General features: G+C 63.6%; 22 protein-coding genes, 1 tRNA gene and 1 pseudogene. 18 read left to right on the forward strand and 6 right to left on the reverse strand.

Going from position 1 to position 24116, the window contains the following annotated elements; all coding sequences use genetic code 11:
• Nucleotides 1–2: 2 nt before the first annotated feature.
• Nucleotides 3–89, forward strand: a tRNA-Leu gene (locus F9288_RS05870).
• A 564-nt stretch (nt 90–653) separates the two neighbouring features.
• Here F9288_RS05870 and F9288_RS22360 read toward each other — a convergent pair.
• Together F9288_RS22360 and F9288_RS05885 are read right to left on the reverse strand one after the other, a co-directional pair.
• A pseudogene (locus F9288_RS22360) lies at nt 654–1676 on the reverse strand (recombinase family protein); the annotation flags it as partial.
• Nucleotides 1677–1935: 259 nt separating this feature from the next.
• Nucleotides 1936–3213, reverse strand: coding sequence for a hypothetical protein (locus tag F9288_RS05885; RefSeq protein WP_174835774.1), 1278 nt, complete (start codon nt 3211–3213; stop codon nt 1936–1938).
• A gap of 353 nt (nt 3214–3566) precedes the next feature.
• Here F9288_RS05885 and F9288_RS05890 point away from each other — a divergent pair, with 353 nt between their 5' ends.
• Nucleotides 3567–4112 (forward strand): hypothetical protein, encoded by a 546-nt coding sequence (locus F9288_RS05890; protein WP_174835775.1) that lies wholly within the window; start codon nt 3567–3569, stop codon nt 4110–4112.
• A gap of 194 nt (nt 4113–4306) precedes the next feature.
• The gene (locus tag F9288_RS05895) at nt 4307–5251 is read left to right on the forward strand and encodes an SAM-dependent methyltransferase (RefSeq protein ID WP_254621089.1); all 945 of its coding nucleotides are present in this window, start codon (nt 4307–4309) and stop codon (nt 5249–5251) included.
• A 90-nt stretch (nt 5252–5341) separates the two neighbouring features.
• On the opposite strand, the gene F9288_RS05900 is transcribed toward F9288_RS05895, so the two are convergent.
• Both F9288_RS05900 and F9288_RS05905 read right to left on the reverse strand, forming a co-directional pair.
• Nucleotides 5342–6127, reverse strand: coding sequence for a TIGR02391 family protein (locus F9288_RS05900; RefSeq protein ID WP_174835776.1), 786 nt, complete (start codon nt 6125–6127; stop codon nt 5342–5344).
• Between the two features lie 98 nt (nt 6128–6225).
• Entirely contained in the window at nt 6226–7029 is an 804-nt protein-coding gene (locus F9288_RS05905; RefSeq protein WP_174835777.1) for a hypothetical protein, read from the reverse strand.
• 387 nt (nt 7030–7416) lie between these two features.
• On the opposite strand from F9288_RS05905, the gene qatA reads away from it, so the two are divergent.
• From qatA to F9288_RS05945, 8 genes are all read left to right on the forward strand, one after another.
• Nucleotides 7417–9390, forward strand: coding sequence for a Qat anti-phage system ATPase QatA (qatA, locus tag F9288_RS05910; RefSeq protein WP_174835778.1), 1974 nt, complete (start codon nt 7417–7419; stop codon nt 9388–9390).
• Nucleotides 9390–10250, forward strand: coding sequence for a Qat anti-phage system associated protein QatB (gene qatB, locus F9288_RS22305; protein ID WP_174835779.1), 861 nt, complete (start codon nt 9390–9392; stop codon nt 10248–10250). Before qatA ends, qatB begins: the two co-directional genes overlap by 1 nt.
• Nucleotides 10247–11596 carry a Qat anti-phage system QueC-like protein QatC gene (gene qatC, locus F9288_RS05920; RefSeq protein WP_174835780.1) on the forward strand — a complete coding sequence of 450 codons (1350 nt, stop codon included), beginning with the start codon at nt 10247–10249 and terminating at the stop codon, nt 11594–11596. Before qatB ends, qatC begins: the two co-directional genes overlap by 4 nt.
• A complete protein-coding gene (gene qatD / locus F9288_RS05925) occupies nt 11593–12357 on the forward strand; it encodes a Qat anti-phage system TatD family nuclease QatD (RefSeq protein WP_174835781.1) in 765 nt (254 codons plus the stop codon). The genes qatC and qatD overlap by 4 nt, the downstream gene beginning before the upstream one ends.
• 279 nt (nt 12358–12636) lie before the next feature.
• Nucleotides 12637–13185: a hypothetical protein gene (locus tag F9288_RS05930; protein ID WP_174835782.1), complete on the forward strand. Its 549-nt coding sequence runs from the start codon at nt 12637–12639 to the stop codon at nt 13183–13185.
• Nucleotides 13186–13403: 218 nt separating this feature from the next.
• Nucleotides 13404–13787, forward strand: coding sequence for a hypothetical protein (locus F9288_RS05935; RefSeq protein ID WP_174835783.1), 384 nt, complete (start codon nt 13404–13406; stop codon nt 13785–13787).
• Nucleotides 13784–13996, forward strand: coding sequence for a hypothetical protein (locus F9288_RS05940; RefSeq protein ID WP_174835784.1), 213 nt, complete (start codon nt 13784–13786; stop codon nt 13994–13996). Before F9288_RS05935 ends, F9288_RS05940 begins: the two co-directional genes overlap by 4 nt.
• A gap of 180 nt (nt 13997–14176) precedes the next feature.
• Nucleotides 14177–14317: a hypothetical protein gene (locus F9288_RS05945; RefSeq protein WP_174835785.1), complete on the forward strand. Its 141-nt coding sequence runs from the start codon at nt 14177–14179 to the stop codon at nt 14315–14317.
• Between the two features lie 95 nt (nt 14318–14412).
• On the opposite strand, the gene F9288_RS05950 is transcribed toward F9288_RS05945, so the two are convergent.
• Together F9288_RS05950 and F9288_RS05955 are read right to left on the reverse strand one after the other, a co-directional pair.
• On the reverse strand, nt 14413–14964 hold the full coding sequence (locus tag F9288_RS05950; RefSeq protein WP_174835786.1) for a hypothetical protein: 552 nt from the start codon (nt 14962–14964) through the stop codon (nt 14413–14415).
• A gap of 2 nt (nt 14965–14966) precedes the next feature.
• Entirely contained in the window at nt 14967–15884 is a 918-nt protein-coding gene (locus F9288_RS05955; RefSeq protein WP_174835787.1) for a hypothetical protein, read from the reverse strand.
• A gap of 385 nt (nt 15885–16269) precedes the next feature.
• Here F9288_RS05955 and F9288_RS05960 point away from each other — a divergent pair, with 385 nt between their 5' ends.
• The 7 genes from F9288_RS05960 (at nt 16270) to F9288_RS05990 (ending at nt 24111) form a co-directional block, all read left to right on the forward strand.
• A complete protein-coding gene (locus F9288_RS05960; protein WP_174835788.1) occupies nt 16270–19548 on the forward strand; it encodes a MobA/MobL family protein in 3279 nt (1092 codons plus the stop codon).
• A gap of 147 nt (nt 19549–19695) precedes the next feature.
• Nucleotides 19696–20226: a hypothetical protein gene (locus tag F9288_RS05965; RefSeq protein ID WP_174835789.1), complete on the forward strand. Its 531-nt coding sequence runs from the start codon at nt 19696–19698 to the stop codon at nt 20224–20226.
• A 4-nt stretch (nt 20227–20230) separates the two neighbouring features.
• Nucleotides 20231–20860, forward strand: coding sequence for a hypothetical protein (locus F9288_RS05970; RefSeq protein ID WP_174835790.1), 630 nt, complete (start codon nt 20231–20233; stop codon nt 20858–20860).
• A gap of 122 nt (nt 20861–20982) precedes the next feature.
• Nucleotides 20983–21213 carry a hypothetical protein gene (locus F9288_RS05975; protein ID WP_174835791.1) on the forward strand — a complete coding sequence of 77 codons (231 nt, stop codon included), beginning with the start codon at nt 20983–20985 and terminating at the stop codon, nt 21211–21213.
• A gap of 260 nt (nt 21214–21473) precedes the next feature.
• Nucleotides 21474–21932, forward strand: a complete 459-nt coding sequence (locus tag F9288_RS05980) for a MarR family winged helix-turn-helix transcriptional regulator (protein ID WP_217482586.1) — start codon at nt 21474–21476, stop codon at nt 21930–21932.
• Entirely contained in the window at nt 21932–23902 is a 1971-nt protein-coding gene (locus F9288_RS05985) for an FUSC family protein (protein ID WP_217482587.1), read from the forward strand. The genes F9288_RS05980 and F9288_RS05985 overlap by 1 nt, the downstream gene beginning before the upstream one ends.
• Nucleotides 23899–24111 (forward strand): DUF1656 domain-containing protein, encoded by a 213-nt coding sequence (locus F9288_RS05990; RefSeq protein ID WP_174835793.1) that lies wholly within the window; start codon nt 23899–23901, stop codon nt 24109–24111. The genes F9288_RS05985 and F9288_RS05990 overlap by 4 nt, the downstream gene beginning before the upstream one ends.
• Nucleotides 24112–24116: the final 5 nt, after the last annotated feature.

Raw genomic sequence — 24116 nt, forward strand, 5'->3', positions numbered from 1 at the left:
GTGCCCAGATGGCGGAATTGGTAGACGCACCAGCTTCAGGTGCTGGCGCTCGCAAGGGCGTGGAGGTTCGAGTCCTCTTCTGGGCACCATTCCCGGTCAAAACTGGGCACCAGCTGCCCGTCAGCAGATATTCTGCTGACGGCGCGGGCGAGAGCCTGTTTTGGTCCGGTGATTCGTATCTCCTGCGGGGCCAGGACGACCTGAGATACGAACAGCCTGACATATCCGCGGCGCAAGGCGGGTTCGTTGCCGCGCAGCTTCTCGCGCACAAGCGCCCCGAACCGATCGACGACCTCGGGCGTGATCTTGCGATGGCCGCTCCGGAGTTGCGCTTCGAGGATGTCGATCGTCGCGGTTAGCGATGCTATGCGGGACCGTGTATCGGCCAGCATATTGGCGAACGTCCGATCCTTGAGCGACGCATGACCATCGGCGGCGAGATCATAGAGGTTGCGAAGCCGTGTCTCGGCCTGAGTGCGGGCGGAGCGCGCCTGCGTCAACTCTCGGGATCGACGCTCTTCGGCCTCGGATGACGCGTCAAGCATGTGCTGCAGCAGGTCGCGCAGGCGATCGGGCTGGAACAGCCGTTCCTCGAGCGCCGTCAGGACGATCCCATCGAGCGCCTCCTGCCGGATCGCCTTGCACGCGCATCGTTCGGCCGCCCCGTTCACCTTGGCGCCGCAGGCATAATAGCTGTAGCGGCCACTCTTGCCGGTACGGATCGTCAGTCCTTCGCCGCAGAGACCGCAACGCGCGACCGAGGTCAGCAGGATCGGACTGGTGGTGATGCGCGGCGCCGTGACCTTCGGCGCCCGCGTTGCCCTGAACGCGGCTGCCGCCTCGAATTGCGCGCGATCGATGATCGCGGGACATACCACCTCAACCCACGCCTCTTCGGGCTCCGGCTTGCCGTCATCGCCTAGCCTGCGGTCTATATAGTGGCCGGTATAATGCTCGCGGCCCAGGATGCCCGAGACGTTGCTGTTGTTGAACGGACTGCCGCGCAACGTGAACCCGCGCTGCTGGAGCCATTGGGCGATCCCGCGTGCGCCAAGCGGACCGTTGCTGTCGCCGACCGTCGCCAGCCTGAACATCGTCCGCACGACTTCGGCCTCGTCCTCGCGGACGAACAGCTTCTTCTTTTCCTTGTTGCCGCGACGCTCCACCGTACGGCTTTCATAGCCGAACGGCACCGGACCGCCGTTGAAGAACCCTTCCATGGCATTGGCGCGCATGGTCCGCTTGGTGTGCTTGGCCGCCTCCAGCGCGAAGTGCTCGTCGAACATGGCGAGCATGTTGCGCATGAGGTTGCCGCTCGGGTCGTCGCTGAACGACTGCGTCAGCGATACAAGCCGCACCCTGGCGCGCTTGAGACGTGCGAAGGTACGCACCTGAAGCTCGAGATTACGCGCGAGCCGCGAGAGCGAGACGATCTTGATTTCAGCGATGCGGTTGACGGGATCCTCGACATAAGCGAGCATGCGATTGAACTCGGGCCGGGCCTCCTCACGGCCCGACACGCCCGGTTCGCTGAACACCGCGACAAGGTCCTGGCCCTTCGCCTCGGCATCGGCCCTGATCATCTCGATCTGGCTGTCGATGCTGGTGCGATGCTCGGCCTGATCCTCGGTCGACACCCGGACATAGCCGACGACCTGCTCCGGGGCCTTCTTCATGCATTCACCTCATTGTCGCCCGGGCATCGCACCCGGATTGTCGAAGAGCGCCGCAAACGCAGCACCGAGGGCCGCCAGCAGCATTTCCGGCTCACCGGTCGCGATGCAGAGATCATCTGGAAGGTTGCAGACCACGACACGCGCGGGTTCCGAAATATCGGCCCCGGCAGCATGGCATGTAAGTGTGGCATCCCGTTCCATGCCGGAAGAGATGGCCCGATTCGGACAGGCGAGCTGGGTAACCCGAAGCGCGCGGCTGTCATGGCTTGAACAGCCGGTTCGCGTCGATCGCGAAGGTCATGGCAACGGATCGGGCAACGACGGGATCGCGCAGCTTGGCGGTCAACGATACGAGCGGCCTACGACCGCCCTGATTGCCCGGATCGAGCCCGCCCTCCGCACCGCGCGTCCGACCGAGTTGGAGCGATTCCCGGTCGGACTTCCCTTCAGCGCGAAGGAGCGTTGCGGCGAATGTGATCTGGTTATCCGATAGCGTCTTTTCGGTCCGGACGGGTGTCCTGCCGTCGAGTGCCGCTTCGACCAGCGCATCGACCACGCCCAGCGCCTTCAACAGTTCGATCGCCACATAGGTGGCAAGCTCGCTCGGCTCGAGTCCGAACCACAGGCTGGTCATGCTCGATCGCGCAAGCCCCTCGTCGGCGACATCCTGGCTGGTAATCCGCGCTGCCCTTGCCAAGGGACCGGATGTTCTGTCGAGCGTCGCCTGGACGTGCTCGGGCGGTACCTCCCGGTGCACCATGATTGCGTGCGCTTCGAGCGCGGCCTGGAACACGAATGCGCCAGCATTATTGTCGGGGAGCAGTTCTTTGCGAGCCGCGTCATGATCGCCGTTGAACGTGGTAGCGTGCCGATAGATCTGCTCGACCACCAAGGCCGGCTCGGCAACGGTCGCAAGCAGGACGTGTCCGGCAAATTTCCATTCGTTGAACCCGGAGAAATGCTGGCCGTAAGGACTGGTCGCCATCTGTTGCACATGGGCGATGCGATCATAGGCAGCGCCCACCAGCAGGAACCGGGCCTGGTCTGCGAGCAGGCTGGCCAGCCGTGACCGGTCGATATTCGTCCGCTTGCAGATCCGGATGGCTTTGTGGAGTGTTGGCGCGAATAGCGCCTTGTACAGGTCCGGGTGCGTAGAGCGGAGGTCGTCCAGCGCGTCGGCATGCGCGTCGAGCCGGTCCTGCAGCCAGTCGCTCACGACCCAGAGCAGTACATCATCATTTCCTGTGGGCGATGCGAGCGCGAGCAGATAGTCGCGAATCGCCTGCGGATTACCATCGGGCATGCTGCCCGCGATGCCGGACAGCGGCTTGCCGATCGCCACGTTCCGGCGTTCCATCGCGGCATGGATCGTCGGCGGGAGTGCCCGCTTTCCATTGCCCGCGTCGTGGATCAGGTCGACGGCAAGGCGTGCGACCTTATGGATGCTGCCGAGCCCCTGAACATTTCGTGCAGCGGCATCACCAGCCTGTGCGCGGGTAAGGGTACGGCGAGTATAAGAGACGACAACTGAACGCATGAGACCATAGCCTTTCGCTATGGACCGCGTCCTGATCGCGATCGATTTGGGCTGCTCGTTCTATGAGCCAGGCCACACTTCAGGAGGTGGCCTTCGACCGACTGGGGGTTGACGCGCCCCGCTGCTTCTTCCTTGCCGCCTCAGGCCGGCGACGCCCAAATCTTGCCGACCGCCCGCATCTTCAAAACGCCCGACACGCCGAGAATAGCACGGTAACTCAGTGCAATGAAGCGGAGATTACGCGAGCTTGCGCTGTCGCTCGCGACGCGAAGAACAGCATGAATGGGGAGATGGGAGGTGTCGCCATGGGGCGAATGAAATGACGGCGATATGCCGTCGAAAAGGAATTGAAGATGACGCGCGCGCCCTGCATCGCAACCGCCCAACCGATCTATGGCTTCGTGCCCGTTCAGCGGGATGGTCTGTATCTGCTCCTACTCGTCGATACACAGATGCCTTTTTTACCGCCGCTCCATGTCATGGCGTTCGAGACCTCGGCGCAATGGGATGTCGCGGCCAAGTGGCTCCTTGAGCGTAAGAATCACTGGCAGTCATGGGGAGCCCTGGCCCGGATCAGCCGCGCCGAACTCAGCGCGCAGGTCAAGGCACTGCTCGAAGCCGAGCCAATGGACCCGGCGGTGGAAGCGTGCGTGTTTGCCGAATCCCCCGATGGCCGCACGCTCACACTCAGCGAACTCGTGCGCGATCGTAAGGGGCGGCAAGGCAGACGGCAGGTCTGGTGCCGCACGTTCGGATCCAGGGCCAAATGCCGCCGGGCCAAGGCATGGATACTTCGGCACTATCCGCAGCTCGACGAACTGGCGGTGCTTGTCCGCGAGGAAGGCAGCGACGCGGTCGATGCGCTGTTGGATCGGGGGGGAGCCGGCGCCGCAGCGTAAGCACGCGTTGCACGGTCGCACCGAACGCTACCCTCTCAGCAGAATGTCTCTGCTGTGATCGACGCCCCGCGGGGCGATCCCGCCGCGTCCCGCGGTCCGGGTTACCCGGATGGCGATGTCGAAGCCGCCCATGAAGCCAGCGAGGTGACGCGCTGATCGTCGTCTCGGAACGGCCGCCGCATGGGGAGGACATCATGTATATACAGGGAGTACAAGAAGTTGCCGATGGGCAGGCAGAAGCGACAACCGCCGCGCCGGCCCAGGCTGAGGCTTTCTTTCCGCCGCAGAACGCGGTCACGCGAGCGGCGCTCAACGACAATCGCGCCTCGGATGTTCAGCTCGATCAATATTATACCAGACAGGATGTCGCCGCCCACTTTTACGGTATTTTCCGGGAGCATTTCGATCCGGCTATCTACCTGATGGTCGAACCGAGCGCCGGCACGGGATCGTTCTTCAGGCTGTTGCCCGCGGGCAGTGTCGCCTACGATGTCGAACCCAAATATCCCGGTATCCGGACGGCAGACTTTCTCACGATCAACATCGGGAGCGATCGGCCCGCAGCCATCATTGGCAATCCGCCCTTCGGAAAAAACGCCAGCATGGCCGTGCGCTTCTTCAACCATGCGGCTCGCCAGGCCGACGTCATCGCCTTGATCCTGCCGCGAACGTTTCGGAAGGGCTCGATCCACAATCGCCTCGATCGCGCGTTCCACCTGGTTCGTGAGGAGATCGTGCCGGACGATGCGTTTCTGTTCCGGGGCAAACCGTACAATGTCCCGGCCATCTTCCAGATCTGGGAGCGCCGCCCAGAGCCGCGCGCGCTACGGCCCGTCGAAACGCGGCATCCGGATTTTGAATTCACGACGCCGGATCGCGCTGATTTCGTGATCCAGCGCGTCGGTGCGCGTGCAGGTCGCGTGCATCACGATTTCACTGCCAGTCCGTCGTCGCATTATTTCATCCGGGGCGATGTCGAAGCCGTTATGGCCCAACTCGACTTTGCCAGATTCGCAGGGAACGTCGCAGGCAACCCAAGTCTGTCAAAAGCGGAGATCGTTTCCCTGTACCGCGAGTGGGTCGAACTGGGAGCAGGGACAGGCGTCGACGCTGTCGCACGTTGTATTCTACGGCAATAAAGCGCCCCTAAACGGTCGTTCACGATCCTCGGCGCCCACCGCAGAATCGGACATCGATACAGCTGCCTGCACGATCGGCGACTATGACTGCTATGATTTGGCCGTCAGCTTTGCGGTCGCTTCAAGCCGAAACAGGTGGTTCAGAAGCAGCAGTTCGCTGAGCAGCGCGTCGCGGTGCGACTTCTCGTCGCGATGCGCGCGCACATGGCGATATGCGGTCAGCACGCCCATGAAGAGATTCATACGACCGGCATGCTCCGACTTGGTGACACCCTCCCAACTCAAGCGCGGTGCGTTACCGCCGAACGCATAGCGGTACACGGCTGCTGGACCGTCCGTGGCCTCTTCCTTCGACATGTCGGCCTTGAGCCGGACAGCCTGTTCGAGGGCGCGGTGGCCTTTCATAAGCACGGCGTCGGGGTCGTCCCAGAAACGGCGGACATGTGGCGCAAGACGCTCATCGAGGAGCGCGAACGGGCTGATCGGTTCGCGATATTGCCAGGGATTTCCTTCAAGTTGCGGCCTGTCTTCCTGGTCGAAGACATAGTCCCAGTAGCGATGGGGCCGAACGGGCCTTGCCTCCCGAATATTCTCTAGGTCGGCAATGGTCAGGGCTGAAGCGTTCAGCCGCTCCATCAACGTGGCATCGATCTCGATCTCCGATAGCTCCACGCCGTGCCAGTCGAGCAGCCGCAAGGTGGCGGAGAAGCCCTTGGGACCGCTGCCGCCGTAGCCGGAGGCGAACCCGCCCTTGATAATGATCTCGTCGCCGCGGCTGTCGGTCAGGAAAAGCGCATGACCCGAGGAATCTTTGCCGGGCTTGGTCAGGATTTTGGCCGTGCGCAGTTCACGTGTGCCTTGGATCAGTCGCTCCACCGCCTCGATACAGTCCTGCGTCCCTGACGCGCCGTGATACTCGACATATGTCTAGCAGCCGTCTGGATTCTCCTCGGGATGATCTGCCGCCTGCGATGTCACAGCTTAAAGCTTCCTCGATCGGCATAGCCCAATGGCTCGACCTCGAGCTGCGCCAAGCGGTCGAGATGCGAATTCTTGCAGCGAAAGCTGTCCCGCAATCTGCTGTCGCGCAATACTTGGAGCCAGGCCCCGTCGCGTCGCTCGAGCCAGCCCATTGCGAACGCTTCTCCGGCGAGCTTGCCCGCGCCAACGGCCGGCACCCAATATTCCGCATCCTTGGTTGGCCAGAGGGCCACATGGACGCTGAGTTCGTCATAGCCTGCGTCATGGACCGAGCCCACCGCTGGCATTCCGTCGATCTCGAAGCGGAAGGTCGCCGCGATATTCTCGTCGAAGCGATCCTTGCGTGCGCCGGGCCAGCGATTGTCACCTGGCCGGACCGTGAAAAGTCGCTGCGCGATCCCGGCGTTGATCGCGTGGACCATCAGGTTGCGCCATGCCAGCCGGCGCTTGGAGCGATCGTACCGGACCTTGGTGAAGCCGACGGATCTAGTTCGGATGAGCTGGCCGTCATCGGCAATGCGCAGATTGTCGAAGATCAGCGCCCGGTCCGAGGATGTCAGCGGTCGGCGGGCAACCGTCTGAAGGCGCTCGAGGAACCCAGCTTCATCGAGGAGTAGGATGTCGGGGTCGTCAACGTCGGTGCGCCGCACGGCGTCGACCAGCGACATGTTGGTGTTGAAGCGTAGCGCAGCGGCTAGCGCCTCGGAGAGATGCGACGATTTATCGCCTGGAAAACGGGCAATGAGGCCGCGTTTGAGCGTGCGAACAGCGGATTCGGTAAGGGGAATAGCAGCCATGATCGATCGTCCTTGCCTGAAGGTCGATGTCCACCGATTACCCATCGACCACGGGAAGGAGCCGATCAAAATCACGTCTAGATATGTCCGCTTTAACCCGGTGGCAGGTCTGGCGGGACGGCCGATCGTAGCATCATCTAGGAAGCTAGATCGGTCAAGCCGTCTGCTCTGTTCATCTCAATCGTCGGTCCGCTAGACGACAGGGCCAAAAAATAACTGCGCGTTCTCGCCTCCCGAATGGAGAGACTTCGGTTTGACGCGCACGACGCGTGCACGGCGAGGCTCGCCACGCATAAGAGGCCTATCACTCTATTCTGGTTCTAATCCCGCCGCGCTGCGCTTGACTGCACCAAAGACCATGAACAAACATGGAACTGGGAGGGGTAGATGTTCCTATTCGATAACGAGACCAAGGTCGATCTGCTCAATAACGAGCCGATCGCAGCCTCAATCGTCGCACTTCTTCGTGACAACCCCTCGAAACCGATGACGATCGGCGTCCACGGTGATTGGGGCGCTGGTAAGTCGAGCATCCTCGAGATGATCGAGAACCAATTCGCGACCTATGAGGACACCGTCTGCCTGAAGTTCAATGGCTGGAGGTTTCAAGGATTCGAAGACGCCAAGATCGCGCTGATAGAGGGCATCGTCACCGCGCTCGTCGAAAAGCGCCCGGCTCTCACGAAGGCCGGGGACGCAGTAAAGGACATCTTCGGACGCATAGACTGGCTGAAACTTGCGAAGCACGCCGGTGGACTCGCCCTCACCGCGACCAACGGGATTCCCTCGCCCGACATGGTCGGCGCGCTATTCGACAAACTCAAGGATCTCGCGGCCGATCCCGCGAAGCTGGCGACAAAGGAGAATCTCGACGCGGCAGCCGAAGGCGCGAAGGGTCTGATCAAGCCTTCCTCGAAACGGGTCCCTGAAGAAATCGAGGCATTCCGGAAGGAGTTTGACGAGCTCCTCAACAAAGCCGGAATCAAACAACTCGTGATTCTTATCGACGATCTCGACCGTTGCCTCCCCGATACCGCAATCGAGACGTTGGAAGCGGTCAGGCTGTTTCTGTTCACGTCCAACACCGCCTTCGTCGTCGCGGCCGATGAGGCGATGATCGAATATTCGGTCCGTAAGCACTTCCCCGATCTGCCGGACAGCACCGGCCCCCGCGATTATGCTCGCAACTACCTTGAGAAACTGATCCAGGTCCCGTTCCGGATCCCGGCGCTCGGCGACGTAGAGACCCGTTCTTACGTGACACTCCTTCTTGTCGGCGCCGAAATCGGAGAAGACCATCCCGGATTTCAGACGCTCATCGAGAAGGCTCGCGAAGCGCTAAGGGAGCCCTGGAAAGGCGGCGGCGTAGACGCCGCGCTACTGAACACCTCGCTCGGCGATCTCGGGGATAAGGGACCGGCCGTCGTCTCCGCGCTCACACTCAGCGACCAGATCGGTCCCTTGCTCGGTCGCGGTACGTTCGGCAATCCGCGACAGATCAAGCGCTTCCTCAATGCACTGCTGCTACGCGAACATACCGCGCGTAACCGGAAATTCGGCGAGGATTTCAAGCGGACGATACTTGCCAAGCTGATGTTAGCCGAACGCTTCATCCCGCGTCTATTCGAGCAGGTCGCCACCGATGCAGCCCGGGATGAAGGCGGTGTCTGCCGCCGGCTGGCGAAGCTCGAGGCCGGGCCGGATGTTCCGCCGACAGCGGCGGATGACACCGAGCCGAAGACGAGCAACGGGGCCGCGAGGCGAAGGGCGGGCGCCGAGGCCGCACCCGAGCCCCCCGCAGCTGCCGATCAGATCCTCGACGAATGGCGCGTCGATGAACGCGTCACGGAATGGGCGAAGCTGGAGCCGAAGCTCGCCGGTGTCGATCTGCGCCCCTACCTGTTCATCGCACGTGACAGGAAGGATTTCTTCGGTGCGGCTTCCACACTCGGCCACCTCGAAGGCGTGGTCGACATGCTAATGCTTCCGCGAATCGCGATACAATCGACGAGGCTCAAAGAACTCGCGCCAGCCGAAGCCAGCAAGGTCTTCGAAGGCGTCCGGCAGAGGATCATGTCCAGTGACGACTTCAGGCAAAAGCCGAAGGGCGTCGAGGGCCTGGTGATACTAGTCACCGCGCAACCCGCCCTTCAACCGAACCTGTTGGACTTCATCGAGCAGCTGCCGGCCGACCGGTGCGGCCCATGGCTGGCAACAGGGTGGAACGCCGCCCTGACCTCGCAGCCGTCGAAGGACCGCCTCACCCAAATTCAAGATGGCTGGGCGAAACAGGACGGAAATACAGCGCTCAAGGCGGCGGCAGGAGCCGGTATGACGATCAAGACCAAGGCGAAAAGCTAATGGGAACCTCCACGCCCTTCGGCGGACCCAATGGGAAGGATCCCCTAGTTCCCGACTTCGTTAACGATGGCGACGCCGCGCCACCGGCACCCGCCCCGCAAGATGGCGATGGCGCGGAGCCGGTCCCGCCGGCTCCACCCCCACGCCCGGCTCCGGCACCGTCCCCACCTCCCGATCGGTTTAGGAACGCCCGCCGGAACTTCACCAAATTCGCCAGCTCGGGCGGTGAGGACCGACGCGCACTCGGCCGCGCGGTCTCTCAATATGTGTCCCAAGCCTCCGGCGGATCCGGACCGGCGGCCCGCCGGATGGGGTCGTCACGCGGGGTGGCTGCCCGGATCGCCGGCTTCCTCGGCGACGTCAGCGTGCGTGGCCTCCAGGCAGCTCTTGTAACGTTCAACCTTGCCGGAATGGCCGGCAGTTCTCCGGTCGAGATATTCTCGGCGCTGGTCGAGCAGTTCTGCCCCGAAGGCGGATCGATCGACGAGGGCATCGCGCGCGACGCCTTCATGGAAACCGTCGTCGACCTCGCGGATGCGGGGATCGCCGACATGTCGAGCCTGACGCCTGAGCAGATGCAGACGGTGCTCGAGCTCTACGTCGCGCACACCATCGAGGATCGAATATACAACGACATTGGTATCAGGGGCGTCGAGATTCCGGCGGATGCCGGCGCCGCGCAAACGGTCCAAGATCAATTGCACGAGTTCATTCTCGGCGGCGTATCCGACGCCTTCAGTGAAGCCGCGATCGACTTCGCCGCGATCGATCCGAATACGATCGGCCAGACCATGGAACGCATCTATGGGGCCGCCTTCGACATCCTCGAGGCGCTTGGCGAAGAGGAGGCCGCGAAGTGACCCGTCATCTCATTGTAGGTCGGCTCGGCGCTGGCGACAGGACCGCAATCCCAAAGGCCGCCGATGAACAGCTGACCCAGTTGAGGTTCGGCGCGCCCGACGGTCTGGCATTCGGGCTCGGCCATGCGCTCGACGATCTCCGAAAGCTTGGGCTCCATCCGAGCGAGATCGGAGCTGATCTGCTCGTGCTCGCCGCGCACGTTCATGCGGCCGACACCCGCATCTCGCGCGCGTCTGAATCGCAAGACGGCTGGACGAGAGAGATACGTCTCGTCGTCCCCGTCAGCGACCCCGACCTCTGGCAGACGACGCGGCAGACACTCAAGCGGGCGCTTGACTTCCTCACCGGCGACCGCTGGCAGATCGGATTCCGAGCGCGGCCGCGCACCCATCATTCTCTGGTCGCCGCGCCCGACGAGCAGCTCGGGGGGATACCATATGACGGAATCAGCCTCTTCTCGGGCGGCCTGGACAGCCTGATCGGCGCGATAGACAAGCTCAACGCGGGCCACTCGCCCCTGTTCGTGAGCCATGCGGGCGAGAGCGCCGTCAGCACGTCGCAGGAGACCTGCTTCGATGGGTTGCGGCAGCACTTCCAACGCAACGATCTCGATCGGCTGCGGGTCTGGATGACCTTCCCGAACGGTCTCGTCGAGGGAGTCGAGTCCGAAAGCACGACGCGCGGGAGGTCGTTCCTCTTCTTCGCACTCGCCGCAGCCGCGGGGACCGGGCTCGGACGCCGATTCGAGGTCCAGGTGCCGGAGAACGGACTCATCGCGCTCAACGTACCCCTCGATCCGCTGCGCTTGGGCGCACCGAGCACCCGCACCACACATCCATTCCACATCGCCCGATGGAACGACCTGCTGGGGCTGCTCGGCGTGCGAGGAACGCTCGTGAATCCCTATTGGGACAAGACGAAGGGAGAGATGGCGACGGGATGCGCGGACCAGGCATTGTTGATGGACCTTGCCGCCGGTTCGCTTTCTTGCTCGTCACCGGCAAAGGCGCGGTGGCAGGGGCTCCCGCAAGGTCATTGCGGTCATTGCCTTCCTTGCCTGATCCGACGCGCTTCACTGCTAGGCCGAGACCCGACGCCCTATATCCTTGCCGATCTGACAGCCGCGAAGCTCGACACGCGCAAGGCCGAGGGCATACAGGTCAGAGCATTCCAACTCGCAATCGAACGGCTACGGCAGAACCCGGACCTCGCTGCAACGCTCGTGCATAAACCAGGAAGTCTCACCGACGTGCCTCACCAGACCGCAGCCCTCGCAGACGTCTATCGACGCGGACTCGTGGAAGTGGGCCTATTGCTCAGGGGTGTCAGGGCCGGCCCCGCGTGAACGAGCGCGACAAGTTCGAGCGAGCCGCACTCGTCGATTTCCACTGCCACCTCGATCTCTACCCAGACCATCAGGCTGCGATCGCGCGATGTGAGCGGGAGGCGGTCTACACGCTGGCCGTCACGACCACGCCGAAGGCCTGGGCAAGGAATCATGAGCTTGCCTCCCACACTAAGTTCGTGAGGGCGGCGCTTGGCCTTCACCCGCAGCTGGTCGAGTCCCGTGCGACCGAGCTGGCGCTCTGGAAAGAGCTGGTGGGTGAGACGCGATACGTGGGAGAAGTCGGCCTCGATTCGGGCCCGCGATATTATCGCTCTCTGGACACGCAGAAGCAGGTGTTCGGGGAGATCCTGGACCGGTGTGGGGAACTCCGCGATCGCATATTGACGATCCATAGCGTGCGATCCGTCACGGCGGTCATAGACATGGTCGAAGCCAGATTACCAAGGTCGCACGGCAAGGTCGTCATGCATTGGTTTACCGGCTCCGCTCCGGAACTGCGGCGCGCGATCGACCTCGGCTTTTACTTTTCGGTAAACCACATGATGCTCGACGGAGAGAAGCGTCGCGCTTTCGTCGCGGCTATACCGCTAGATCGCCTGCTTACCGAAACCGATGGGCCGTTCACGCAGATTTCGGGGAGGCCTTCCCAGCCCGCCGACGTCTCATTGGCGGTCGTCGAACTCGCCCGTCTGCATAAGATCGAGGCGCCAGCGATGGCACGGCGCATTACCGCTAACCTGAGATCCCTCATCGGCTAAGCCCTGGAGATCCGCATCGCTCCACGATGCTGACGACGCTCGAATCCTGCTTTACCTATCCTCGGACGGGCCGCTGCAGAAGTGTTTTCTTCCCGCGATCAGCCGTCCGGAAGCGGCCTGTCTCCAACCGGCCCGAACTCCGGCACGTGCGCTGCCGAAAGGCATATGCTCGGGGAACGAATGGCGGCCATGGTGATCGGGGTACTATCCACCCCAGCCAAGGTCCAAGAATGAGAATTGAAGTCTCCGTTCGGTTGAACCGAATGGAGAGGAAATTTCATGAACATCGACGACACCGTGCGGTGGCTCGGGCCGTACGGCCAGTATGGCGGCTGGCGATACATCTCGCCGCCGGGAAGGGTGTGGGGCTTCGATAATTTCGGGCGATTCGATCGCTTCGGAGTTACGAAAGTAGGCAGCAGATCATGGTTCTTCGTCGCGCCCGACGGGAACACCTATGACGATATGCGCGACCTGTTCGCGCACTTCAGATTGAGGCTGTGTGAATGCAACCGCGCGACCGATCAGCTTGAATTGATGCGCAGCGCCTTGCGGCTCATCGACATGGAGATTCACCGCACCGACTTGGTCGATTTCATGGTCAGAGGCTTTGGCGGCAACCGCGCGTTCGGCGAGCATTACCTGCACTTCCTGGAGTGCGAGAAGCTGGTCACCTGCACCACCAGCATCCTGGAGGATATCGCGCTGAGTGAAGAAGGTCACGCGACGCTTCGCATGCTCGATATGACGGCCGCCGGCAGCAACGTCGACGCGACGCCAGCAGGCGCCCTGAAGCGTTTCGACAGACTGTATCCCGGGAAACGCTGATCCCATGTCGGACCACCCCACGAAATCGTGCCATGCGCTCCCCACCATCCGCTTCGTCAGCCAGCGAATCCGGATCGGCACCAATGGCGCCACGACTTCGTCGCAGTTGTGACGTGCGATATCGATCGGCTGGTGGCGATGCGCCGCGCCGGCCGCATTTCGGCTGATCGGTTCGAGCGCATCGTCGTCGATGCGATCGGCCCCGTCGAATACATGCGATGGCTCGCGTCGTTCGAATAATCGGCGAGCTGGAGACCCCTTTGCAGCGCTACGATCCAATCCACATCCATTACGACGAGGCGACCGCTTTCCTGCGAATCCATGCCAACACGGCCCGGTATTATGCTTGTCTCGGTACCCGTGCTGGGTGCATCGACTGGGTCGCCATCAGCGAGGATGGCGAGGAGGCGAGCGAGAGTCTTTTGCGGGTGGACGACGTGGTCGAGGTTATCCGTCAGGCGCTATCGCTCGAGCCTGCGATGATCGACGCGGTCGTTGGTCATCTGGCCGCGACGACCATGCGGCGCGGCGCCCAGGTCGGCCCGCTCTTCGAACCGATCGGGCTGCTGCGCTGGACCGCCAGCATCGCGGTGTCGGCATGAGGCATCGGATCGGCATACCGAATGCCAACGGTAATTGGACCGACCTCGACACATGGCTGGCCGACAACGAGGAATGGGCCGCAAGCGCCAGGGATATCGGTGGAGCCCCCTATGCCTGGCGGGCGATCGAGACGGACGACGACGAACTGGCGCTTGTGGTGAAGATGCGGTTCGGTCGCATGTATGGCGTCGAACCCGGGGAGCGGTAGCTGCTCCATGCGTGCATCGCGCGCGTGGGACGAAAAAGCAGGTCCGCCAATCGTGCATCCGTGATGCACGGAGATTGCTGTGCTAAATTTCCCAGAGATGAATATCGCAATCGCAATGAAGGTGTTCGTCCGATGATCGCTCCGCCGCCCGTCCGCACCAGTGCCTGGAGGACGCCCGCCATGATGATGCTGATCGCTGCCGCGATCTACGGTCAATGGTCCGCGACACCGGCTCGCAATGCCTCGGCGCATGCGCTGGATGCAGCTGCTTGGCGCATGATCGGCGGCGTCGTAAACCGCCTGGTCGGCACGGATGCATAGCACCGTGCCGACGTTAGTTCATGACGATTGTCGCCGGTTGCCAGTCGACCATACGCCACCATCGCGCGGGCATGCATCAAGCGCCGGTTTGACGATCAACTGAGCCGCGGGCCGACCCAGATCGAGCGCTCGGCCAATACGCCGTCGGCACCGAACCGTGCGGTGAGCTGGATCGCTTCCCCGGGCAACACCGCGACGAACGGAATGACACAGTCCACCGGCGTGCGGGGGTTGCGCCGCTGCCGCTCGGCATAGCTCAGCCGGGCGAGTTCGGGGTCGATGTCGGTGTGGATCCCATTGGTGTCCTCAACGTAAAGATCCCAGATCGCGAGCCGCCCGCCATCGGCGGCGGGCGCGACAAAATGCGGCTTATGATAGCGCGTGGTTAGAACCTCTACGCGCGTCACGCCGACGATCAGATCCAGCCGGTTGATGCTGTCGTCCAGATCAAGGTGGCCGAGCGGTACGCTGACGAAAATGTCGAGCCGCATCAGAGCCGCATGAATGACGGTTTGGATCGCGCCTGCATGGTACCCACACTCTTCGAGGCGCTCGGTCAGCTCCCCCAACGTCAGGCCGCCGAAATGATCGAACCACTCGGCCAGATCGGCTTCGATCATGCTGTTATCGTTTGCTGCGTCGCGCATGATCAGTCCTCCCCTGCCGCATTTGCATCGGTGTGTTCGAGGTCGTGCCCGGCCAGTCCTGCCAGCACATCGCGGTAGTCGTGGCGCAGCCCTTCACGGCGCACGCTGGTGCGTCGCTGCTCGTAGTTCCGGATCGTCCGCTTGGCGGTCGCGGACAGCCGCGCGCCGGTCCGCTTTGCCTCCGCGATTTCCGCCTCGATACTGGCCTTGGCGTCGGTCAGCACCTTGTAGATGGCGCGATGCAGCTTGATCTCGACCGCCACGTCACCGACAAAAAAATCGAGCAGTTCCTGGATGCGCCGCGACGTGTCCTCGCGGTTGGCGAGATGCTCGTCGAGCCACGCCCGCCCCGTCGCATCGAGCGCTTCCTCGAACGCGGCGTCGCGGCGCTGATAGACGCTGATCGCGCGGCCAATGGTGAACAGCGGACCCATCGCGAACACACGCCCCAGCAGCTTCGCCGCATCGATCGCGAACCGATAGCAGACCACCGCGCGCAACTGCGCATCGGCGGCTTTGACCCCCTGCTCTGCCTGGTCGAACAACTGCTCGGCATCGACCAATTTCTGTCGACACGTAGCGACCTCGCGCGCCAGCTTGTCGCGCAGATCCACAGCCGATTGCCAGGCGCCGCGCGCGGACTTTTGCCGTCCCCGGTCGGGGTCGGTGAGCTTGGTTGCACCATCCGCAAACGTGCCGCCCTCGATCCAGTCGAGCCAGGCGCGCGTGTCGATCTCGGCAGGCAGGATATCGAGCATCGCGGCCATGAGCCGCTCGGCGCGGGGCGAGCCGTCGGCGAGGTCGGCGATACGCTCCGCCGCCAGCGGATCCTCCTTGCCCAGCAGGGTCAGTTCGGCCATCGTCCTGGCCGTGGCGGCGGCCACTTCGGGACGCATCTTCCCGGAATCCATCGCGGTCATTTATCTTCTCCGTCACAGCGCCCGGAAGTGGGCGCGGACAGGATGAGTAAGACCGATTCGGCACCCGGGCGGGGTAACCCAAACCGCAGATCCGGGCCTCGCACGCGCGGGGCGCGCTACGGGCGTGCACGGCGCGCGAGCTCGCATGTGCCGCGCGCGTCCGCATGCGCCGCGCGCCCGCGAGAGGAACCTCGCGACCCTGTTTTTTGCGCAATAAGGTAGTCGTGGACGACTACCTGCGGATGGGGGGCAACTGGCGCTTGCCTGCCCCAACGATCGCTGCCGTCCGAGTTTTCGTCCGACGAGCGTGGGCGCGATTTTCGATGAAATCGCGCGGGGTCCGCCGCTTCGCTCCGGAAGGCCAAAGTTTATTTGCCAAGGGGGTATGGCCGGTTTGGCGAAGTCGAGTCATCCTGATGCCGTGCAGCTGGTCGACCGCCTTTATTTTGCCACCGAGGCCATGCGCGCGATGATCGCGCGCATGGCGTTGGAGGAATTGGGTGGATCAGCCAAAGCGGGAAAGGTTCGAGCCGAGAAGAAGGATGAGCGCAAGCGCTCGGCAGCATGGTCGCCGCGCCGCAGCGCCATCGATCTCAGCTATCCCGCGCCACCGCGTGGACGTCCGACCAATGCCGATGGCGCGACCAGTTTTCACTTCGCCCTGTCCTCGGTCAGCAAGGTCCGGCCCGCGCCTGGGAGGAGCGCCGGCATCCGCTCCAACCCGGCGCTGAATTTCGAACGTTATGTGACCGACCTCCAGGCGGATCAGTTCGATCGCGCAATGGGCGTCGAGCGCTACGTAACCGACGAGCCCAGTCACGAAGGCGCGGAATCGAGAACTGCCTTCGTGATCAGCAACATCTCGAGTATCGCCGCCGAGCGTGAAGCCTTCTGGGTTGCCGTCAACCAAGCCGCATCGACGCCTTCACACCCCCGGCTCGAAATCCGTCCGCAGCGTTGCGGCGTGGCCGAGCTGCGCACGCTTGCCGATGAACACGACACACCCGAAACTATCTCGCGAGCGCTTCACGAGCTCGCGGACGGGCTGAGCCATGCGGGTGGTATCGCACCGCGCAAGGTGCATCGGATCGATCTCGACGACGCTGCCTTCGCCTGGGCGCAGACGCTCGATGGCGATCGTTTCGGATCACGGCGCGACGAGCGGCTGGTTCATCTCGTGCGCCCGCGCGGCGGCGTGCTGCAATGGCAGATCGAGTCCGAATTTCCGGCCGAGCTAGACGATGACGACAACCGCGCCATCGCCGGGGAATTCGGGTCGATGCTCGGCAGGCTTGGCCTGAGATATACCATCGCCGTTCATGACCCCACGCATCGCAATGATGTGAAAAATCGGCATCCACACGTCTTGATTTACCCCGGTGCCTGTTGCCGCCACGGCGATGACAGCTGGGATTTTTCGAAGGGGAAAATTCAGCCCGGGGAGATCGCGCTGCGTCTCGGCAAGGTCGATCGCGAAGCGCTGCCGAAACTGCGCTTCGAACAGCGCTCGGCGGCGGATGTGAACGCCCTGCGGCAGCACTTCGCCGACATTATCAACGAGAAGCTCGCCGAGCGTAATGTTCGCCGCCGCTACGACCCACGGTCGTATCGGGAGATGCGGATCGACCAGGTGCCGTCCGAACATCTCGGCGGCGCGGCCGCAGCATTGGTCGCGGCCGGCCGGCCCGTCGAGATCGACCACCGCAACGCGGTGAAGGGTTGGGCCGGCCGACAGCGTCAGGCAGCCGATCAGATCGGCGCCGAGCGGGCGCGACACGCGAGCCTCGTTGCCCGGATCGATGCCACGGATCCTGACAACGAAGACCCCGCTCTGGCCACGCTGAAGGCCCGGTACATCGGACTCGCCGAACGCTTTGTTGCGATGCAGGCGACGCTCTCCACACATGATCTCCATGCGGCCATGGCGCGGTCCGCCGCCGAGCGACTGGCCGGCAAGTCCGGGGACATGCTGGACGCGATCGAGGCGGGCAGGGCCAGCCCCGACGAAGCGCGCGCGATCGCTGCCTGGCGTGCCCGCAATGAGATCGCGCTAGCGCATCTCGACGCGATCGACGAGGCGCTTGAGCCGCACGCACAATGGGTCGAAGCCGCGCGCGACGAGGTCGCCGATGGGCGCGTGGAATTGCGCGCGATCGAACAACAGATTGGCGCCCGGATCAAGCTTCGGGACCAGGTTGCGTCCGCTGAACGCGACGCTGAAAAATGGGCGGCTGAGACTGTGTTGTCGCCCAAGCGGTATCCTGTTCGACTGGGGCCGCAGGAGCACTACGACGCGCTCCGCAAACAGCTTCTCGACCAGCGGACGCCTGACGCCGACGAGCCTGTAGACCGTTTCATCTACATTGTCCGAAAGGGCGATTGGTTCGAACCCGTCGGCTTGCGCGCGGCCGATCGCGCGATCGTGGCGCGACAACCATATCGTCGACTTTTCGATGGCGTGCTGAGCAAGGCCGGCGAGATACAGGAGGTCGAGGTCGGTCGCGTGATCGCCTATATCGCCGCGCACGGCGAGGCGCCGTTGACGTTGAACGAAGCAACCGCCCCACGAACGCCGCGACGACACTATCGGCTGTATCAGCAGCACCCCACTTTCCGGCGCCTGCTGCCAGAGGCTCGGCGCAAGTTCGAGGCCATGCAGGGGCATGCCGGGGCGCGTGAACGGCCCGTCGCCGCGCTTCCTGTCGGTGCCTCGACCGCGGACCTTGCGAGTGCATCTGCCACCACGACGGCGGTCTCGGCGCCCACGAAGAACCCGGGTGCGGCCGCATCGAGGTCGGCGTTCGAAGATACGTCGCCAGAAGGTGGCGAAGTGAGCCCCGCGCCCGCTGTCAACGAGACGCCGACAACCCGCTCGCCTGACGTCCCAGACGTCGCCTCGCCGGATCCGCGAAGTCGTTCAATAGAAATAGGCATTGCCGAGTTCGACAGTGTCGGCGACAGACCCAGCCAGCGGGATGCCGATGCGCCGAAGCCTAATGTCATCGACCCGGTCAGAGCGCCGGAGCGAGCTCCGGCCGCAGCCGCCCCGCCTCGGTCGCCGCTGCCGGATGCCCCTGCCGAGCCCGAACGAGCGCGCACGACGCGAGCGCCCAAACCCATGTCGCAGGCGGTAGTCGAGAAGGGCAGCAGGTCATCGATCGAACAACTCCGCGAGGTCGTACGCGAGCGCACTGCCCACCGTCCCGCGCCGCGAGCGAGCACCCCGTTGGACGGCGCGGATCAAAGTATACCGCTGCCTCCGGCAGTCGCCCACCCGGCCCCTCGGAGACCCGAGCCGACCCTGCTACAGAGGGTGAGTGGCCTTGTGAAAGGCTTCCGAGAAGGGTCGCTCTATGCGCGCCTTGCCGACGTAGAGCGGCGAGCGTTCGACGATCGCCTGCAGGAGCCGATGAACGACATCGTTGCCGGTCGCCTGGCGCTGCGAATCGGCGGCGGCACGCTCCAGGCCGCCACAACATCGGATGACGGGCTCACCGGTGTCCGAGCCCTCGCGAACAGCGATGCCGGATACTGGCTCCTTGTCCGTCTCGCCGAAGGATTACCGTCGACCGGGAAGGCTCCTGGCACGTGGCACGCGGTCGAGCAAGGCTGCGATGCAGAAACGCCGGTACGCGGAAGACCGAGTCCCGGCATCGGCGAATAGCGCGCGTTGCCACCCACCGCCTGACGGCCAAATCGGCTTAGCCGGAATGAGATTGGGAACACGCCTGCGGCTGTGCCGAAAAGGTGAAAATCCCCGCGCGCCTGACGCCTGCAGCCGGCGGCAGCGCGCTTAAAGAGAAGACCCCAAGTGACCAATGACAATCACGCGCGCCGCGTCGCGGAAGCGCAGGTAATCGGTGCGAGCCTCGCGCTCATGAAAAAGACAGGCTGGACGATTCACAAGACGGCCACCACTGCCTTGCCGACCGACTTCTGGAACTACCTCTACGTACCGTGCCCCGAACTGCTGCTCGTGCCGACGATCGAGGATCCGCGACTGCTTCGTTCGACGGTCACCGAAGCCGTACGGGCGGCGCGCAGTGACGCGCTCGTGGTCTCGCTCGGCAAGACCGCGCGCGACGAGCTGCAGGCATCCGTGCGCATCTGCATGTGGTCGCGGATCGCCGCGCACTGGTATGGTCCGCACCTTCCCTGGCTGTCGCTGGACGGCCAACTGTGGCTGGTCCCGGATCACCGCGCACCGGTCGATGAGGAGCCGGCGTTCCGTCTCGGCGATGGCCGGCTGGCGCTGCGGGCTGCGCCGTTTACTTCGATGCTCGATCGCTATCGTGGCCTCGCGGCCGCGCGCGCGCTCGTCAACGAAGCGCTGCAGGGCTGAGCTGATGAAATGGATCAGCCCCGCGCAAGCCATGGACATGGTCTATGACGATCCGGCGCGAATTGGGCCGGATGACGAATTCGGGTTCGCCCTCTTGTGGGCGGGCAACGGCAAGGGAGGCAAACACTGCACCGCCGATCTTGCCCGCGCCAAGTTGCAGCCGCGCAAGCCGACCGCCCAGGAAATTACCGACGCCGGGCCCAACTGGGCGATCACCGCAGCGGACTATCGGCTTCTGCTTGCCGATGGCGTCGCCGATGTCCGTTCGGCACGCGAGCTGTTCGAAAGCTACGACGCTCAGGTCATGTCCGGCCAGAACCTGCTCGCCATCGTCCAGACCCTGCGGTTCTCGCCATCGATGCCCCGCCACGGCATGATGCATGCGGCCTATATGTATACTGCCCTGTGTCTCCAGCCGAAGAAGCTCAGCAGCCTGATCGTCCAGCATATGCCTTCGGATAGTCGGTCCGACCTGGCACCGCATCTGCATATCGTCACGCCTGTCCTGACTCATCACCTGTCGGGGTACGCGGCTGTTCACCCAATATTCGAGGAGTCGCCTGCCGACATGCATCGAGCGTTCCAGGCTGACTGGCTACGTGTTCGGGAGGCGCTCGTAAAACTCGCTGCGTAACTCGTCCGCAGCGGACGTTGGAAATATCGATGGGTCGTGGGAATGTTTTTCCTCGCCTGTGGCAAGCCTAATTTACTCTCCCCCTTAGTCCATACCAAAATACTGGGATTAAGGGAGGCGATATGTTCAAAGTGAATTTAGGCGCGCTGATTGCGGGCGTTAGCCTGATGGGTGGTTTGACGCTTCAGCCCGCATATGCGGAGGAGGCCAAGGCGTCGGACTCCAAGGCTGGATCGGACGCCAAACCCGTCGACGACCAATCGACCGACGCAAGCGGCGCCGAGATTATCGTAACGGCACGCCGGCGCAACGGGCGACAGGGTGAATATCGCTTGCCGGAATCATCAGCGTAGGATTTCGCCCCCTCCCGCAAACGACCCCAGAATGAATGCTTCTACCGCTGTCGCTCGAGCCTCGTCCCGAGGATCATCCGTCCCTCAGCGATATTTTCGCTCTAAGGCTCCATGACCTCGATTCTGTCATTCTGTCTTGGGACTCGCAGAGAGTGCGCCAGGAACATTATTATTCAAAAGGAAACTATTGCTTTTTGATCTAGCCTGGTGCAGGTGGAGCTGCGCGAGCAGCCGGTCATTCGCGACGTAAGGAAAATCTCGTGCGCTCCGATGCATCGCTCTATGCCTTCACCAACTCGCTTCAGCCGGTGCGGCGGGCGTGGACCCAGGCGGCGGGACGCGTGCTCGCGGGCATGGGGCTGTCGACATCGCTGGCGACGGTCGTGCTGCTCGCCTCGCGCCTCGGGCCGCACGTGCAACAGAAGATCCTGGCGCTGGAGCTCGGCATCAACCCGGCCGCGCTGGTGCGACTGCTCGATCAGGGCGAGGCGGCGGGGGTGCTGGTGCGCAACGACGTGGAAGGTGACCGGCGTAGCAAGGCCATCGAGCTGCTGCCGGAGGGCCGCCGCCTCGCGGAGCGGATGGAGCGCACGCTGGCGGAGCTTCGGCGGCAGCTTCTGGGCGACGTCCCACGCGCGGAGATCGATGCCGCGACCCGGATGCTGCGATTGCTAGAAGAGCGGGCCGCTCGCTGGCTGCGAGACGACCGGGTCCGCTGATGTTCGAGGCGGGGCGATGGCTGTTCGCGCTCAAGCTGTTCATGTCGGCGATGATCGCGTTCGCGATTTCGGTGCGGATCGGCCTGCCACAGAACTACTGGCCGGTCGTTACTTGCTGCGTGCTTGCCAATCCGCTCACCGCCGGCATCCGGTCGAAAGTGGTTTATCGCTTCATGGGCACGCTGTGCGCCGGCGTCGTGTCGCTGATGCTCGCGGGGCTGTTTGGCAGCGCGCCGGTGCTTATGGTGATCGGGGCCGGGCTGGTCGGCACGATCGCGTTCACCTTCGCGTATCTAGACCGCACGCCGCGCGCTTACGGCTTCCAGCTCTTTGGATTGACGCTGATGATCGTGCTGGTCGCCGGCATCGATCACCCGGAAAAGATGTTCGACACCGCGCTCGCGCGCCTTTGCGAGATCAGCCTCGGCATCGTCTGCGCAACGACGATCGACACGATCGTCCTGCCACGTTCGCTGGGGCCGATCTTGCGGGGACGGCTGCGCACGTGGTTGCCCGACATGGAACGGTGGATGGATGATGCTCTTGCTGGCCGCGCCGATGGCGCGATCGGTGCCCACGACCGGCTCAAGGTGATCGCCGACATGATGAGCCTGTCGACGCTCGCAGGGCAGCTGCGTTACGACCCGATGGTCAGCCCGCGCCATCGGCAGATCGTGTTCGCGATCCAGCGGCGGATGCTGCGGCTGGTGCCGCTCATCTCCGCCATCGGCGCGCGGCTCGCCGGCGTCGATGAGGCCAAGCGGCGCGAGCATCTCCGGCAACTCGTCGGGGCGTGGGAGCGCGTCCGGACAGGCGGTACGGCGGAGGACGCGGGCGCGGAGCCGGCGACCGCTCTCCCCGATCCCGACCCCGCCACGCCGTGGCGACGGCTGGTGCGACAGAACGGCGCCGAGTTGGCGGCGGAGGCGCTCCGTCTGTGGGGCGAGCTTCGCCAGCTTGATGCCGCGCTGGAGAGCGGCGCGTCGCTCGGGGCCGAGCTCGAGCGGAGCATCGGCCAGGACGCGCCGTTCCCGCTACGGCCAGACTATCACATCGCGCTGCGCGTCAGCGCCGGCGTCCTGCTCACCTATACGGCGTTGTGCGGGCTCTGGCTGCTGACCGGCTGGACGCAAAGCCCAGGCGCGGTGCTAATCGGCACGGTGGCGCTCGCCTTTTTCGGGGGGGCCGACCAGGCCGACCGCGCAATCGCCCAATTTGCGAAGTTTTCCACGATCGCGATCCTGCTGGGCATAGTCCTGAGCTACTGGATGCTGCCGCTGGCGCACGACTTCCCGAGCTTCGTATTGGTGATGGGGCTGTTCATGCTTCCGCTCGCCGCCTGGGCCGCGACCAATCCGTTGGCACTTCTTTTGCTCGCCATGACGCTCAGCACGATCAACCTGCAAAGCAACTATAGTCCGCCCGGTTTTGCGGCCTATCTGGACGCTAACGTCGCCAGTCTGGTCGGCATCTTCATCGCCTTCGCCAGCCTTGTGCTGGTGCGGCAGATGGGCAGTTCGCACGCGCTCGCCCGCTTCGCCGCCGATGAGCGCGAAGATATGGTCGAGCTTACCCTCCATGCGAGCCGCCGCGACCGCGACGCCTTTCTCGACCGAGCGCTCGACCGCATCGGACAGATGACCGCCCGCTTGGCCGCAGCGGGGGAGACAGACCAGAGCGGCCGGCTGCTCACCCGGCTGCGTGCGGGTGCCAACATCGCCGATCTGCGCCGGGCGAGGTCCGCGATGCAGGGAGAACTGCGCGACTCGGCCGAGCGGCTGCTCGCCTCAGTGCGCGAGGAGATCGGCAAGGAGGAGCCCGCGCCGCGGCTCCTCGACGACATCGACGAGACGCTGACGACCGCCTGGCGCGAAGGCGGGGATCAGGCGCAACGCGGACTCATGAACAGTCTGGTCGGTCTGCGTCTGGCGTTGTTCGAACGGGCGCCCGCGTGGGAGCCGGCGGCATGATCGGCGAGTTCGACGTTGCCGGCATCTTCATGTCGCCGCTGCTCCTGTGTCTGGTAGTGGCCTTTTTCGCCCGGCCGCTACTTTCGCAGGCGCTCCTGCGTGTAGGTTTCTATCGTATGGTGTGGAACCGGCCGTTGTTTGATCTTTCCTTGTTCCTGATCCTGCTGGGATTGTCCTTCGGGCTTCTCGAACTGCTAACCGCAAGTTGAAATTG

The organism is Sphingomonas sp. CL5.1 (assembly GCF_013344685.1).
Classification (GTDB): domain Bacteria; phylum Pseudomonadota; class Alphaproteobacteria; order Sphingomonadales; family Sphingomonadaceae; genus Sphingomonas.